Below are 14,935 nucleotides of genomic sequence, written 5' to 3'. Positions count from 1 at the left end.
CCGCCGACCCCCCGGGGCCGCACAATGTGGCGCATGAGCACTAGCGTCACCGTGACCACCTGGTCCCTGGAGCAGACCTCCCATGCCGACCTGCGGCCCTCCCTGGAGCCGGACCCCGCGGCCGCGGGCGTCCGCATCGCGCGGGCCGAGGTGCCGTGCCCGGAGTTCAGCCGCTTCCTGTACACCTCGGTGGGCTCGGACTGCGCCTGGACGGACCGCCTGCCGTGGTCGTACGAGCAATGGCGGTCCTTCCTGGAGCGCCCGGGCGTCGAGACCTGGGTGGCGTACGACCGGGACACCCCGGCCGGCTACATCGAGCTGGACCCGCAGGACGACGGCCAGGTCGAGATCGCGTACTTCGGGCTGCTGCCCGCCTTCCGCGGTCGGCGGATCGGCGGGCACCTGCTGTCCGTCGGGATCGCCCGCGCCTGGGACCTGGCCGAGCGCTGGCCGGACCGCGCCCCCACGAAGCGGGTGTGGGTGCACACCTGCAGCCTGGACGGTCCGCACGCGCTGGCCAATTACGAGAAGCGCGGCTTCCGCATCTTCCGCACCGAGACGGGGGAAGAGGACAGGAGGCCCGTGACGGGGCCGTGGCCAGGAGCCCGGTAGGGGCCGGCCAGGGGGGAGGGCGGGGCGTGGACGTCGTCGGGGTCGGGGCGCTCAATCTCGACCTCATCACCGGGGCGTCCGCCCTGGACGGCAGGCAGGTGCTGGCCAGGCTCGGCGCGCGGATGGGGCTGCGGCGTCCGCTGGAGAGCGGCGGCGAGCGCATGGTCGACGAGCGAGCCGTTCACGCCGGGCTGGAGTGGCTGCGCGCCCAGGGGGTGCCGCTGACGCCGGAGCCGGGCGGCTCGGCCTTCAACGCCCTCCACGCCCTGAGCCGTCTGGGGCGGGGGCTGCGACTCGGCTACGTGGGCGTCGCGGGCCGCGACCCCCTGGGGGCGTCGGGCCCGTCGGCGGTCCTCGACGGCCTCGGCATCGACCGGCGCTTGGTGGCCGGGGACCCGGACCGGCTGTGCGGGATCTGCCTGTCCGTGCACGACGCCGGGGAGCGCACGCTGCTGACCCACACCGGCGCCAACACGGGGATCGCCGCCCATGTGCGGGAGCGTTTCACGGAGATCGCCGGCTACCTGGCGGCGGCCCGGGCGGTGCACGTCACCTCCTTCCTGGATCCGGACGGCGGGGCGGCGCTGCACCGGCTGCTGGTGGAGGTGCGGCGGCGTTCACCCGGGACCCTGATCTGTTTCGACCCCGGGCACATCTGGTCGGCGGAGCCGACCGACGATGTGCTGGCCATGGCGGCGATGAGCGACTACCTGCTGGTCAACGGGCGGGAGTTCGAGCGGCTGGCCCCCGTACGGACCCGGCGGGAGGGCGCCGCCGTGGTCAAGTACCCGGACCGCGTCGAGGTCCACCGGCCCGGCTCCGTGGAGCTCTACGGGCACCGCCCGCTGCCCGACGGGCAGGTCGAGGACGCCACGGGGGCGGGCGATGTCTTCGCGGCGGGGCTGCTGGCGGCGCTGGTCGCGGACCGGTCCCTGCTCGGTGCGGGCGTGCGGCTGGGCGCCGCGCTGGCGGCCCACAAGCTGCGGCATGTGGGGACCCGCGGGCACGACGGTTTCCGGGCGATCGCGGCAGGTTTCCTGAGTCCGGGGCGTCCCGTCGGGTGACGGGCACCGCCCATATCTCGGAATGCGGGATGACAACGTCCATCATATGGATAACGGTGGACTGGTCCGAGTAACGCATGCCACGCTTTCGGCATGTCTCGCACTGGAATCGCCTTGGTAGGTCGACTGCACGTCGATCTCGGACGTATGTCCAGCGCCATCTGTCCGGCGTGCTGAGCACTCGCCGCCGTCCCCTCAAGGACTGATCCCGGCCGTCCCCGGCCCCGCGGGCGCGACGACGCGCCCCCGCTCCGCGCTGTCCGCGGCGTCTGGCGTGCCCGCTGGCCAAGGGGGCTTTTTGCGCTACCACCGCCTCTCTCCATCCTGCAGAAGGACCGCATCGCCATGGCTTCCACCCCTGACCAGCCGAAGGCCGCCGTGCCGCACCGCAAGGTGAGTCGCCACCGCGGCGAGGGCCAGTGGGCGGCCGGCCACATGACCCCGCTGAACGCCAACGAGCAGTTCAAGCGGGACGACGACGGTCTCAACGTGCGGACACGCATTGAGACGATCTACCGCTACCGCGGATTCGACGCGATCGACAGCGCCGACCTGCGCGGCCGTATGCGCTGGTGGGGCCTGTACACCCAGCGCAAGCCAGGAATCGACGGCGGCAAGACCGCGATCCTGGAGCCGGAGGAACTGGACGACAAGTTCTTCATGCTCCGGGTCCGCATCGACGGCGGCCGGCTCACCACCGGGCAGCTGCGCGTCATCGGGGAGATCTCCCAGCAGTTCGCCCGCGGGACGGCCGACATCACCGACCGGCAGAACATCCAGCTGCACTGGATCCGCATCGAGGACGTGCCCGAGATCTGGCAGCGGCTGGAGGCCGTGGGCCTGTCGACGACCGAGGCGTGCGGCGACACCCCGCGCGTCATCCTCGGCTCGCCCGTCGCCGGGATCGCCGAGGACGAGATCATCGACGGCACGTGGGCCGTGGACGAGGCGCACCGCCGCATCGTCGGGAACAAGGAGTTCTCCAATCTCCCCCGCAAGTTCAAGTCGGCGATCTCCGGTTCGCCGCTGCTGGACGTGGCCCATGAGATCAACGACGTCGCCTTCGTCGGCGTCCGCCACCCCGAGCACGGGCCGGGCTTCGACGTGTGGGTCGGCGGGGGGCTGTCCACCAACCCCAGGATCGGGGTCCGGCTGGGCGCGTGGGTGCCCCTGGAGGAGGTCCCGGACGTCTTCGAAGGCGTCATCTCGATCTTCCGCGACTACGGCTACCGGCGGCTGCGCAACCGCGCCCGGCTGAAGTTCCTGGTCGCCGACTGGGGCGCGGAGAAGTTCCGCCAGGTGCTGGAGGACGAGTACCTGGGACGCAGGCTGACCGACGGCCCCGCCCCCGACCAGCCGGTCGAGCAGTGGCGGGACCACGTGGGGGTGCACCGCCAGAAGGACGGCCGCTCCTACGTCGGTTTCGCGCCGCGCGTCGGCCGGGTCGACGGCGCCACGCTCAGCAAGATCGCGGAACTGGCGGAGGCGCACGGCTCCGGCCGGCTGCGGACCACCGTCGAGCAGAAGATGATCGTGCTGGACGTCGAGCAGGACCAGGTCGACTCCCTCGTCGCCGGCCTGGAGGCGCTCGACCTGCAGGTGCGGCCCTCCCCCTTCCGGCGCGGCACGATGGCGTGCACCGGCATCGAGTTCTGCAAGCTGGCCATCGTCGAGACCAAGGCGCGCGGGTCCCTGCTGATCGACGAACTCGAGCGCCGGCTGCCCAAGTTCGACGAGCCGATCACGATCAACGTCAACGGCTGCCCCAATGCCTGCGCCCGGATCCAGGTCGCCGACATCGGCCTCAAGGGCCAGCTGGTGCTGGACGACGAGGGCAACCAGGTGGAGGGCTTCCAGGTGCACCTGGGCGGCGCGCTGGGCCTGGAGGCCGGTTTCGGCCGCAAGGTCCGCGGCCTGAAGGTCACCGCGGACGAACTGCCGGACTATGTCGAGCGCCTTCTGCGGCGCTTCCAGGCCGAGCGCGCGGACGGCGAGCGCTTCGCGCAGTGGGTGACGCGTGCGAGCGAGGAGGCGCTGTCGTGAGCGAGCGTGCCGCACCCTTCCACTGCCCCTACTGCGGGGAGGAGGACCTGCACCCCGCGGAGCAGGGCCACGGCGCCTGGGAGTGCCGGGCGTGCAACCGCGCCTTCCAGCTGAAGTTCCTGGGTCTGCTGGCCCGGGGGCTGCGTGGCAGAACCCCCGACGGAGGCGATGCGTGAACAGCGTGCAGCGGCACACCCCGGAGGAGATGCGCGAGCTCGCCGAGCGGGCGGGCCGCGATCTCGAGGACGCACCCGCGCTCGACGTCCTGCGTTGGGCCGTCGGCACCTTCGGGTCCCGGTTCTGCGTCACCTCCTCGATGGAGGACGCGGTCGTGGCGCACCTGGCCGCACGCGTCGTGCCGGGCGTCGACGTCGTCTTCCTCGACACCGGCTACCACTTCCCGGAGACCATCGGCACCCGCGACGCCGTCGCCGCCGTCATGGACGTGCGGGTCATCACCCTGACGCCGCGTCAGAGCGTGGCCGAGCAGGACGCCGAGTACGGGCCGCGGCTGCACGACCGCGACCCCGACCTGTGCTGTGCGCTGCGCAAGGTCAAGCCGCTGGAGGAGGGTCTGACCGGCTACGACGCCTGGGCGACCGGCCTGCGGCGCGACGAGTCCCCCACCCGGGCGAACACACCGGTCGTCGGCTGGGACGCCCGGCGCGGCAAGGTGAAGGTGTCCCCCATCGCCCGCTGGACGCAGGAGGACGTGGACGCCTACGTCACCGAGCACGGCGTGCTCAGCAACCCGTTGCTGACGGACGGTTACGCCTCGGTCGGCTGCGCCCCCTGCACCCGCCGGGTGCTGGCCGGCGAGGACCCGCGGGCCGGCCGCTGGGCGGGACGGGCCAAGACCGAGTGCGGGCTGCACGGCTGATGACGGCACGGCAGGCGCGACAGACGCCGCGGGAAGCGCAGAAGGCGCAGCAGGTACCGGCAGGACAGTGGGAGCGGGCGGATCAGGCCTCCCGGGAGGAGTCGATGGGCGTGACGGGCACAGGGGCCACGGTGTGGCTCACGGGGCTGCCGAGCGCGGGCAAGACGACGATCGCCCGTGCGCTGGCCGCCGGGCTGCGCGGCGACGGGCACCGCGTGGAGGTCCTGGACGGCGACGAGATCCGTGAGTTCCTCTCCGCCGGGCTGGGCTTCAGCCGCGAGGACCGGCACACCAATGTGCAGCGGATCGGTTTCGTCGCCGAACTCCTCGCCTCCCACGGGGTCAAGGTGCTGGTCCCGGTCATCGCGCCGTACGCCGACAGCCGGGAGGCCGTCCGCAAGCGCCACGAGGCGCGGGGCACGACGTACCTGGAGGTGCATGTCGCCACCCCGGTGGAGGTCTGCTCCGTACGGGACGTGAAGGGCCTGTACGCCAAGCAGGCCGCGGGCGAGATCTCCGGCCTGACCGGTGTCGACGACCCTTATGAGGCTCCCGAGGCCCCCGACCTGCGGATCGGGACCGAGGACCACACCGTCGAGGACTCAGCGGCGCTTGTCACGGCGCTCCTGGTGGAGAGGGGACTCGCGTGAGCGACCTGCTCGCGGCCGCCGGGCCGCAGCCGACCGGCGGGCGGCGCGTCCGCCAACCGGACGGACACGGGGGCACCATAGACGTGCGTGCCCTGGGCGCGAACGAAGGGGGCACGGCGTGACCACGGTCGTCGCGGCCGGCGAGAACACCGGCAACCCCTTCGCGCTGTCCCACCTGGACGCGCTGGAGTCGGAGGCGGTGCACATCTTCCGGGAGGTGGCGGGCGAGTTCGAGCGGCCGGTGATCCTCTTCTCCGGCGGCAAGGACTCCATCGTCATGCTCCACCTGGCGCTGAAGGCCTTCGCCCCAGCGGCGGTGCCCTTCTCGCTGCTGCACGTCGACACGGGTCACAACTTCCCCGAGGTGCTGGAGTACCGGGACCGCACCGTGGCGAAGCACGCCCTGCGGCTGCACGTCGCCTCGGTGCAGGACTACATCGACGACGGACGGCTGCGCGAGCGTCCCGACGGCACCCGCAACCCGCTGCAGACCGTGCCGCTGACCGAGGCCATCCAGGAGAACCGCTTCGACGCGGTCTTCGGCGGCGGCCGCCGCGACGAGGAGAAGGCCCGCGCCAAGGAGCGGGTGTTCTCGCTGCGCGACGAGTTCTCCCAGTGGGACCCGCGCCGCCAGCGCCCCGAGCTGTGGCAGCTCTACAACGGCCGGCACGCCCCCGGTGAGCACGTGCGGGTCTTCCCGCTGTCCAACTGGACCGAGCTGGACGTCTGGCAGTACATCGCCCGCGAGGGCGTCGAGCTGCCGGGGATCTACTACGCCCACGAGCGCGCGGTGTTCCGGCGCGGCGGCATGTGGTTGACCGCGGGCGACTGGGGCGGCCCGAAGGACGGCGAGCCGGTGGAGACCCGGCTGGTCCGCTACCGCACGGTGGGCGACATGTCCTGCACCGGCGCGGTGGACTCCGACGCCGCCGACATCGAGGCCGTCATCGCCGAGATCGCCGCGTCCCGGCTCACCGAGCGAGGCGCCACCCGGGCCGACGACAAGCTCTCCGAGGCCGCGATGGAAGACCGCAAGCGCGAGGGGTACTTCTAGCCATGACCACCGGCACCGCCGCCGAGCAGCTCTCGGCCACCTCCCTGCTGCGCTTCGCCACCGCGGGCTCGGTCGACGACGGCAAGTCCACGCTGGTGGGCCGGCTGCTGCACGACTCCAAGTCGGTGCTCGCCGACCAGTTGGAGGCGGTCGCACTGGCCTCCGCCCGCCGCGGCCAGGAGGCCCCGGACCTGGCGCTGCTCACCGACGGCCTGCGCGCGGAGCGCGAGCAGGGCATCACCATCGACGTGGCGTACCGCTACTTCGCGACGCCGCGTCGGCGCTTCATCCTGGCGGACACGCCGGGGCACGTGCAGTACACGCGGAACATGGTCACCGGCGCCTCGACCGCCGAGCTGACGGTGATCCTGGTGGACGCCCGCAACGGCGTCGTGGAGCAGACCCGCCGGCACGCGGCGGTGGCCGCGCTGCTGCGGGTGCCGCACGTGGTGCTCGCGGTGAACAAGATGGACCTGGTCGACTGGTCGGAGCCGGTCTTCGCGGCCATCGCCGAGGAGTTCACCGCTTACGCGGCCTCGATCGGCGTCCCGGAGGTCACCGCGATCCCCATCTCGGCGCTGGCCGGGGACAACGTCGTGGCCCCGTCGGCCACCATGGACTGGTACGGCGGGCCGACGGTCCTCGAGCACCTGGAGACCGTGCCTGTCGGCAGCGACCCCAGCGGGCACCCCGCGCGTTTCCCCGTGCAGTACGTGATCCGCCCGCAGACCGCGGAGCACCCGGACTACCGCGGCTACGCGGGGCGGATCGCCTCGGGGGTGCTGCGCGTCGGCGACCCGGTGACGGTGCTGCCGTCCGGGCTCACGAGCACGATCAGCGGCATCGACGCGCTCGGCACCCCGGTCGACGCGGCATGGGCGCCGCAGTCGGTGACCCTGCTGCTCAGCGACGACCTGGATGTCTCGCGCGGCGACCTGATCGCGCCGTCCGACGCCGCCCCAAAGACCACGCAAGACGTCGAGGCGACCGTGTGCCACCTGCACGAGCGGCCGCTGACGGTCGGCGCGCGCGTGCTGCTGAAGCACGGCACGCGCACGGTCAAGGCGATCGTGAAGCGCCTGCCGTACCGGATCGACCTGACCCGGGGGCTGGAGCACCAGGACGAGCCGGGCGGGCTCGGCGTCAACGACATCGGCGCGGTGGTGCTGCGCACCGCCGAGCCGCTGCCGCTGGACGCGTACGCCGACTCGCGGCTCACCGGCTCCTTCCTGCTGATCGACCCGGCGGACGGCGCCACGCTGACCGCCGGCATGGCGGGCGAGGCCTTCGCCGTCCGCACCGCCACGGCCGCCGACCGCGCGGCCGCCGACGACGAGGGGTGGGATTTCTGATGGCGTTCGACGACGCCTTCGCGGGTTTCGCCAAGGAGGGCGGTCGCGTCGGCAGCGGCGCTCTGGGCAGCGGCACGGGCGGTGTCACGCGATGTGCGCGTTGACCCCGGCCGAGCACCGTACCCGCGCCGCGCACGCGGCGCCGCACCACCGACCACCAGACAGCCACCACCCCGGCGCGCCCTAGGGCGTGTTTCGAAAGTCCCGCCTGTCCCGCGACGCCCGGCACGGCACCTCGCTGCGTTGTCGAATCGTCCGAGTAGCCCACTACGAGGACGACTCTCCGCCTTGCGATGCACCGCACCAGACGCCGCGGGACCCGCCCTTCGGGCGGCCGGCGCTACTTTCGAAACACGCCCTAGCGGGCGCGAGCCGGGGCCATCGAGAGGACCGCCTCCCGTGACTGCCGATCGCATTACCGCCCCGAGAACGTCCGCCCGTCGCCGCCTCATAGCGGGCGCCGCCCTTCTGCCGCTACTGGCCCTCGCCGCGTGCGGCTACGGCTCCGAGAAGAAGGACGACACCACCAGTGCGGCCGCGAGCAGCGGCACCAGCAAGAAGCTGTCCGCCTCGACGGTGAAGATCGGCTACTTCGCGAACCTCACCCACGCCACCGCGCTGGTGGGCCTGAAGGAGGGCTTCTTCGCCGACGAGCTGGGATCGGGCACCACGATCAAGGAGTCGGTGTTCAACGCCGGCCCGGCCGAGATCGAGGCCCTCAACGCCGGTTCCATCGACATCGGCTGGATCGGCCCCTCCCCCGCGATCAACGGCTGGACGAAGTCCGGCGGCAAGAGCCTGAAGATCATCTCCGGCTCGGCCTCCGGCGGCGTGAAGCTGGTCGTCGACCCGGACAAGATCAAGACACTGAAGGACGTCAAGGGCAAGAAGATCGCCACGCCCCAGCTCGGCAACACCCAGGACGTGGCGTTCCTCAACTGGATCGCCGAGCAGGGCTGGAAGGTCGATCCCACCAGCGGCAAGGGCGACGTCTCCGTGGTCCGCACGGACAACAAGGTGACGCCCGACGCCTACAAGACCGGCTCCATCGACGGCGCGTGGGTGCCCGAACCGACCGCCTCGAAGCTGGTGGCCGAGGGCGCGAAGGTGCTCCTGGACGAGAGCGACCTGTGGCCGGACAAGAAGTTCGTCATCACCAACGTGATCGTCTCCCAGGCCTTCCTCAAGGAGCACCCGGACGTCGTCGAGGCCGTGCTGCGCGGCTCGGTGAAGACCAACGCCTGGATCAACGCCCACCCGGAGGAGGCGAAGGCCGACGCCAACGCCCAGCTGGAGAGGCTCTCCGGCAAGCCGCTGCCCGCCGATGTGATCGACCCGGCGTGGAAGAGCATCCAGGTGATCGACGACCCGCTGGCGTCCACCCTGCGGACCGAGGCCGACCACGCCGTCACCGCGGGCCTGCTGGAGAAGCCCGACCTCGAGGGGATCTACGACCTGACGCTCCTCAACAAGGTCTTGAAGGCTGACGGGAAGCCCACCGTCGACGACGCCGGTCTCGGCGGCTGACCCCCGGCAGCACCCGATGAAGCCCGCAACCCCAGCCCTCAGGAGGTGACGCCATGGCCACCGCACTCACCGACCAGCCCGCCGTGACGGCCGACACGGCCCCCCACGCCGCCCGGCTCGAGCACGTCTCGAAGTCCTTCGGCCGTCCCGGCGCGCAAACGCACGTGCTGGACGACATCAGCATCGACGTCGCCCCCGGCGAGTTCGTCTGCCTCCTGGGGGCCTCGGGCTGCGGCAAGTCCACGCTGCTCAACCTGGTCGCGGGACTCGACCGGCCGACCGCCGGGGGCATCGACACCCCCGGCGGCCGCCCGGCCCTGATGTTCCAGGACCACGCCCTGTTCCCGTGGCTCACCGCGGGCAGGAACATCGAACTCGCCCTGCGCATGCGCGGTGTGCCGCGCGCCGAGCGGCGCCCGGAGGCCGAGCGGCTGCTGGAGGTCGTCCGCCTCAAGGGCGCGTACGGCAGGAGGGTGCACGAGCTGTCCGGCGGCATGCGGCAGCGGGTCGCGCTGGCCCGGGCGCTGGCGCAGGACAGCAGGCTGCTGCTGATGGACGAGCCGTTCGCGGCGCTCGACGCCATCACCCGCGACGTCCTGCACGAGGAGCTCACCCGCATCTGGTCCGAGACCCGCCTGTCGGTGCTGTTCGTGACCCACAACGTCCGTGAGGCGGTGCGGCTCGCCGAGCGGGTCGTGCTGCTCTCCTCGCGGCCGGGACGGATCGCCCGGGAGTGGAAGGTCGACATCCCGCAGCCGCGCCGCATCGAGGACTCGGCCGTGGCCGAGCTCTCCGTGGAGATCACCGAACACCTCCGGGGGGAGATCCGCCGCCATGGCCAGCACTGAGACGAAGGCGCACGCCGCGCACGCCACCGACGCCGCGAAAACCGCGCCCTCCGGGGATCTCGCGGGGATCGGGGCCGGGCTCGACGCCCTGGAGACGCCCTCCGCCCCGCGCGTGCCGCCGGCCCGCGTGCTGCTGCAGAAGGCCGTCCCCCCGCTCGTCGCCATCGCCCTGGTGCTGGTGGTGTGGCAGCTCGCGTACCACTTCGAGGTCAAGCCGCACTACCAGCTCCCCAGTCCCGCTGACGTGGGACGGGCCCTGCAGGACAAGTGGCTCGACGGCACCCTGCTCGGCTACGTCTGGACCAGCCTGTCACGCGGCGCACTGGGCTTCGTGGCCTCCGTCGTGATCGGCACGCCGCTCGGCCTGCTCGTGGCGCGGGTAAGGGTGGTGCGGGCCGCGATCGGGCCGATCCTGTCGGGCCTGCAGTCCCTGCCGTCGGTGGCGTGGGTGCCCGCATCGATCATCTGGTTCGGGCTGTCGGACGCCACGATCTACTGCGTGGTGCTGCTGGGCGCGGTGCCCTCGATCGCCAACGGCCTCGTCGCGGGCGTCGACCAGATCCCGCCGCTGTTCCTGCGGGCCGGGCGCACCATCGGCGCGACCGGCGTCCACGCGGTGCGGCACGTGCTGCTGCCCGCCGCCCTGCCCGGTTACCTCGCCGGCCTCAAGCAGGGCTGGGCGTTCTCCTGGCGCTCCCTGATGGCCGCCGAGCTGATCGCCACCTCCCCCGACCTCGGCGTGGGCCTGGGCCAGTTGCTCGAGCAGGGACGCGAACTGTCCGACATGCCGAGCGTGCTGGCCGCGATCCTGCTCATCCTGGTCGTCGGCATCGGCATCGAACTGCTGGTCTTCGCGCCGCTGGAACGCACGGTGCTGCGCGGCCGCGGCCTGCTCGCTCGAGGCTGACCATGACCGCGCGCCACGTCCTCCTCGTCATCGCCCACGGCAGCCGCGACCCGCGGCACGCCGCGACCGTCCACGCCCTGACCGAACAGGTCCGTGCGGCCCGCCCCGGACAACGGGTGGAGACGGCCTTCCTCGACCACTGCGCCCCCGACGTGCCGCAGGTCGTGGACCGGCTGGCCGCGGAGGGCGTGCGCGACGTGGTGGCCCTTCCCCTGCTGCTGACCCGTGCCTTCCACGCCAAGTCGGACATCCCGGCGGTGCTGCGCGAGTGCGCGGCGCGGCACGCCGGGATGCGGGTGCGCCGGGCGGGCGTGCTCGGCCCCTCACCGCTGCTGCTGGGCGCCCTGGAGCGGCGGCTGCGCGAAGCCGGGCTCGGCCCCGGCGACCGCCCCTCGACCGGGATCGTCCTGGCCTCGGCGGGCTCCTCCGACCCGGAGGCGATCGCGGTGATCGAGGACATCGCGCGGGAGTGGCGGCGTACCGGTTGGCGCGACGTGCGGCCTGCCTTCGCCTCCGCATCCCTTCCCACCACCGACGAGGCGGTGCGCGCCCTGCGCGCCGAGGGGGTGCGGCACATCGCCGTCGCGCCGTACGTCCTCGCGCCGGGCTTCCTGCCCGACCGCATCGCCCGCGGCGCCCAGGCCTCCGGGGCGGACGTCCTCGCCGACGTCCTCGGCGACGCCCCCGAGGTCGCCCGGCTGCTGCTGCGCCGCTTCGACGAGGCGCTGCTGCCGCGCGTGTCGCTCGCGTCGGCCTGAGGCGGCGGCAGCCTCTCGTGGCCTCAGGGCGCGAGAGGCCGGGACAGCCGAACGACCCGTCCCACCCCGCCCCATGCCCGTCCGCCGAGCGCCGCCGGGCAGTGCGGCGCGGGCCGAGCGGAATGTCGTGTACGGCCCTCAGGCGCCGCGCAGGGCGTCCGCGAGGGGGCCGTCTCCGGTGACCTTCGCGCCGCCGTCGAGCAGGGTGCCGCCGAGGTCCTGGACGGCGCCCGCCGGCAGGGCCAGCACCGCGTCGGGACGTTCGGCGGGGCCGTCCGCGTACGACGGGGTCACACCGCCCAGTTCGATGTGGAAGGCGCCCTCGTCGAGGCGGACCTCGACCACCCCCGCGAGCGCCCCGGGCAGCGCTGCGAGATGCCGCATGAGGGGCACGGCGGCCCAGTGCGCGCGGACGGCGTCGGTGGGCCGGGGTTCCCGCAGTTCCGGCGCGCCCCACTCGGCGAGGGCGCCGAGCACCGAGAGCAGTCCGCGGCCGCGCGGGGTGAGTTCGTAGACGTACGCGGCACCGGGCGGCGCGAGGCGGCGGCGGTTGACCAGGCCGTCGCGCTCCATCTCCTTGAGCCGTGAGGCGAGGACGTCGGTGCTGACGCCGGGCAGGTCGGCGTGGAGGTCGGTGTAGCGGCGGGGGCCCGCCAGCAACTCCCTGACGATCAGGAGCGTCCAGCGCTCCCCGACGGTGTCCAGGGCCCGGGCGACGGCGCAGTACTGGTCGTAACTTCGGCGCGGCATGATCCCCAGTGTAGACAAGGAGTTGGACTTTCCAAGCACGTACTTGGTAAAACCAAGGAGAGCAGTCGCACCGAGCAGGATCGCCGGACCGGGTCGGGAGGCCGTCGCATGGAGTACAAGCAGTCGAGCAAGCTGGCCGACGTCTGCTACGAGATCCGCGGGCCGGTGATCGAGCACGCCAACGCGTTGGAGGAGGCCGGCCACAGCGTCCTTCGGCTCAACACGGGCAATCCGGCGCTCTTCGGCTTCGAGGCGCCCGAGGAGATCCTCCAGGACATCATCCGCACGCTCCCCGCCTCGCACGGCTACAGCGACTCGCGCGGCATCCTGTCCGCCCGGCGGGCGGTGGCCCAGCACTACCAGGAGCGCGGGCTCGCCGACGTCGGCGTGGACGACGTCTTCCTCGGCAACGGGGTGTCGGAACTGGTGCAGATGGCCGTCCAGGCCCTCGTCGACGACGGCGACGAGGTGCTGATCCCGGCCCCGGACTTCCCTCTGTGGACGGCCGTGACGAACCTGGCCGGCGGCAAGGCCGTTCACTACCTCTGCGACGAGCAGGCGGACTGGTTCCCCGACCTCGACGACATCGCCTCGAAGATCACCAGCCGTACGCGGGCGCTGGTCATCATCAACCCCAACAACCCGACTGGCGCGGTCTACCCGCGCGAACTCCTCGAGGGCATGCTCGACCTGGCCCGGCGCCACCACCTGGTCGTCTTCGCCGACGAGGTCTACGACAAGATCCTCTACGACGACGCCGTCCACCACACGGCGGCCCAGCTCGCCCCCGACGTGCTGTGCCTGACCTTCAGCGGGCTGTCCAAGGCCTACCGGGTGGCGGGCTTCCGCTCCGGGTGGCTGGTCGTCACCGGCCCTCGGCAGCACGCCAGGAGCTACCTCGAGGGCCTGACGATGCTGGCATCGATGCGGCTGTGCCCCAACGTCCCGGCCCAGCAGGCGATCCAGGCCGCGCTCGGCGGACGGCAGAGCATCAAGGACCTGATCCTGCCCGGGGGGCGGCTGCACGAGCAGCGTGACAAGGCATGGGAGAAGCTGAACGAGATCTTTGGCGTCAGCTGCGTCAAGCCCAAGGGCGCGCTGTACGCCTTCCCCCGGCTGGACCCGAAGGTGCACCGGATCCACGACGACGAGAAGTTCGTGCTCGACCTGCTGCTCCGGGAGAAGATCCAGGTGGTGCAGGGCACCGGCTTCAGCTGGCCGCGCCCGGACCACTTCCGCATCCTGACCCTCCCCCGGGCCGACGACCTGGACGCGGCGATCAGCCGCATCGGCCGCTTCCTCGCGGGCTACCGGCAGTGACACCTCCCGGGGGCCGGGCGCCCCGCACTGACCAGCGGCTACGGCAGGGCGGCGGAAAACCGTCGGCGCTCGTCCAGCGGGTGCTCGCCGAACCGGTGTGGACGAAGAAGCTCACCGACGAGGACCGGCGCGGCCTACCGCACTGTTCTGGCGAACGACCCGTTGGCCAATGCTGAGCCTGCGCATCGTCTCCCGGCCCAAAGGGGCCAAGGGCTTCGTCGTGTTGCCCCGCCGTTGGAAAGTCGAGCGCACGATCGGCTGGTGCATGAACGCCCGCCGCAACACACGCGACTACGAACGTCTCCCGCAGCACTCTGAAGCCCACCTGAACTGGGCACTCATCACCATGATGACCCGACGCCTCACCCGCAAAAGCCCCCGCACCGACTGGACCAAGAAGGTCGGGCCAGCAGGTTAGCCGCGCCAAGGTGGTCAGCTCACCCGGAGGATGCCCTTCAATTCGCTCAGGCTGTCGATCCGGTAACTTGCCTGGGAAAAGTCGTTGTCCTTCGTGAACTCGTTATGGACAACAGCGCAGTCGATACCGGCCGCAACCGCCGAGGTCAGTCCTCTGGCCGAGTCCTCCACCACCAGAGTCTCCTCCCTGGTTGCGCCGAAGCGCTTCAGCCCGGCCAGGTACGGTTCCGGGTGCGGCTTGGCGAGTTGGTAGTCTTCGCGAACAATGACGAAATCCATGAACTGCCTGATCTGGCGCTTCTCATGGATGATGTCGAAGTCGGCCCGTTTCGCGGTCGTCACGATGGCCATGCGGATGTGCGCCGACAGTTCGGCAAGAGTGTCGACGACGCCCTCGATCTCAATGGCCTCAGTCCTCAGGTACTCCTGGTAGTAGCCGTTGCGGGCCTCGCGAACCCGGCTGAGGGTCCGGTCTTCGATGCCGGCCGCCTTGGCTTGGGCCCATGAGCCCGATCCACGGGCCATGTCCTGAAGGTACTGATCCTTGTCCAGCGTGAAACCGGCCTCCGCCAGGGCGCGTTCCGCGGATTTGAAATACCAGAACTCGGTGTCGACCAGGACGCCGTCATGATCGGAGAGGATGTACTTCTTCACAGCCTCATTCCCTCCGGAGGCCGCAGCGGCTAGGCGTGCCGTCGCAGACCGCTCCCCGGTGGTGCTCCGCCTCAGCCCCAGTAACGACCCACGCGCCAC

16 protein-coding genes and 1 pseudogene are annotated in these 14,935 nt (G+C 71.8%); 15 read left to right on the top strand and 2 right to left on the bottom strand.

The window, feature by feature from the left end:
• The first annotated feature begins 33 nt into the window (after positions 1–33).
• The 13 genes from AC3ET4_RS01125 (at position 34) to AC3ET4_RS01065 (ending at position 11,695) form a co-directional block, all read left to right on the top strand.
• Positions 34–612 (top strand): GNAT family N-acetyltransferase, encoded by a 579-nt coding sequence (locus AC3ET4_RS01125; protein ID WP_431944828.1) that lies wholly within the window; start codon positions 34–36, stop codon positions 610–612.
• Positions 613–638: 26 nt separating this feature from the next.
• Positions 639–1,676: a carbohydrate kinase family protein gene (locus AC3ET4_RS01120; RefSeq protein WP_431944826.1), complete on the top strand. Its 1,038-nt coding sequence runs from the start codon at positions 639–641 to the stop codon at positions 1,674–1,676.
• 93 nt (positions 1,677–1,769) lie between these two features.
• Positions 1,770–1,853 (top strand): putative leader peptide, encoded by an 84-nt coding sequence (locus AC3ET4_RS01115; protein WP_431945075.1) that lies wholly within the window; start codon positions 1,770–1,772, stop codon positions 1,851–1,853.
• 168 nt (positions 1,854–2,021) lie between these two features.
• Complete coding sequence (locus AC3ET4_RS01110) at positions 2,022–3,719, top strand: nitrite/sulfite reductase (protein ID WP_431944824.1); 1,698 nt, start codon at positions 2,022–2,024, stop codon at positions 3,717–3,719.
• Positions 3,716–3,895 carry a hypothetical protein gene (locus tag AC3ET4_RS01105; protein ID WP_431944822.1) on the top strand — a complete coding sequence of 60 codons (180 nt, stop codon included), beginning with the start codon at positions 3,716–3,718 and terminating at the stop codon, positions 3,893–3,895. Before AC3ET4_RS01110 ends, AC3ET4_RS01105 begins: the two co-directional genes overlap by 4 nt.
• Positions 3,896–3,924: 29 nt before the next feature.
• Positions 3,925–4,599: a phosphoadenylyl-sulfate reductase gene (locus tag AC3ET4_RS01100; RefSeq protein ID WP_431945073.1), complete on the top strand. Its 675-nt coding sequence runs from the start codon at positions 3,925–3,927 to the stop codon at positions 4,597–4,599.
• Between the two features lie 104 nt (positions 4,600–4,703).
• Positions 4,704–5,249, top strand: coding sequence for an adenylyl-sulfate kinase (gene cysC / locus AC3ET4_RS01095; RefSeq protein ID WP_431944820.1), 546 nt, complete (start codon positions 4,704–4,706; stop codon positions 5,247–5,249).
• A gap of 118 nt (positions 5,250–5,367) precedes the next feature.
• Positions 5,368–6,303: a sulfate adenylyltransferase subunit CysD gene (cysD, locus tag AC3ET4_RS01090; RefSeq protein WP_431944818.1), complete on the top strand. Its 936-nt coding sequence runs from the start codon at positions 5,368–5,370 to the stop codon at positions 6,301–6,303.
• Positions 6,304–6,305: 2 nt separating this feature from the next.
• Positions 6,306–7,655 carry a sulfate adenylyltransferase subunit 1 gene (locus AC3ET4_RS01085; RefSeq protein WP_431944816.1) on the top strand — a complete coding sequence of 450 codons (1,350 nt, stop codon included), beginning with the start codon at positions 6,306–6,308 and terminating at the stop codon, positions 7,653–7,655.
• Positions 7,656–8,054: 399 nt separating this feature from the next.
• On the top strand, positions 8,055–9,182 hold the full coding sequence (locus tag AC3ET4_RS01080) for an ABC transporter substrate-binding protein (protein ID WP_431944814.1): 1,128 nt from the start codon (positions 8,055–8,057) through the stop codon (positions 9,180–9,182).
• A gap of 53 nt (positions 9,183–9,235) precedes the next feature.
• Positions 9,236–10,030, top strand: a complete 795-nt coding sequence (locus AC3ET4_RS01075; RefSeq protein WP_431944812.1) for an ABC transporter ATP-binding protein — start codon at positions 9,236–9,238, stop codon at positions 10,028–10,030.
• Positions 10,017–10,937: an ABC transporter permease gene (locus tag AC3ET4_RS01070; protein ID WP_431944810.1), complete on the top strand. Its 921-nt coding sequence runs from the start codon at positions 10,017–10,019 to the stop codon at positions 10,935–10,937. Before AC3ET4_RS01075 ends, AC3ET4_RS01070 begins: the two co-directional genes overlap by 14 nt.
• 2 nt (positions 10,938–10,939) lie before the next feature.
• Positions 10,940–11,695, top strand: a complete 756-nt coding sequence (locus AC3ET4_RS01065) for a sirohydrochlorin chelatase (RefSeq protein ID WP_431944808.1) — start codon at positions 10,940–10,942, stop codon at positions 11,693–11,695.
• 138 nt (positions 11,696–11,833) lie between these two features.
• Here the strand turns inward: AC3ET4_RS01065 and AC3ET4_RS01060 are convergent, their stop codons facing one another.
• Positions 11,834–12,448 carry a winged helix-turn-helix transcriptional regulator gene (locus AC3ET4_RS01060; RefSeq protein ID WP_431945071.1) on the bottom strand — a complete coding sequence of 205 codons (615 nt, stop codon included), beginning with the start codon at positions 12,446–12,448 and terminating at the stop codon, positions 11,834–11,836.
• A gap of 105 nt (positions 12,449–12,553) precedes the next feature.
• Here AC3ET4_RS01060 and AC3ET4_RS01055 point away from each other — a divergent pair, with 105 nt between their 5' ends.
• Complete coding sequence (locus tag AC3ET4_RS01055; protein ID WP_431944806.1) at positions 12,554–13,765, top strand: pyridoxal phosphate-dependent aminotransferase; 1,212 nt, start codon at positions 12,554–12,556, stop codon at positions 13,763–13,765.
• A gap of 172 nt (positions 13,766–13,937) precedes the next feature.
• A pseudogene (locus AC3ET4_RS01050) lies at positions 13,938–14,183 on the top strand (transposase); the annotation flags it as partial.
• 14 nt (positions 14,184–14,197) lie between these two features.
• On the opposite strand, the gene AC3ET4_RS01045 reads toward AC3ET4_RS01050, so the two are convergent.
• Positions 14,198–14,836 (bottom strand): HAD family hydrolase, encoded by a 639-nt coding sequence (locus AC3ET4_RS01045; RefSeq protein WP_431944804.1) that lies wholly within the window; start codon positions 14,834–14,836, stop codon positions 14,198–14,200.
• Between the last annotated feature and the right edge of the window lie 99 nt (positions 14,837–14,935).

It is taken from the genome of Actinacidiphila sp. bgisy167 (assembly GCF_057707665.1).
Note: the sequence above shows the minus strand (reverse complement) of the source record. Positions and strands in the feature narration are given on the sequence as shown.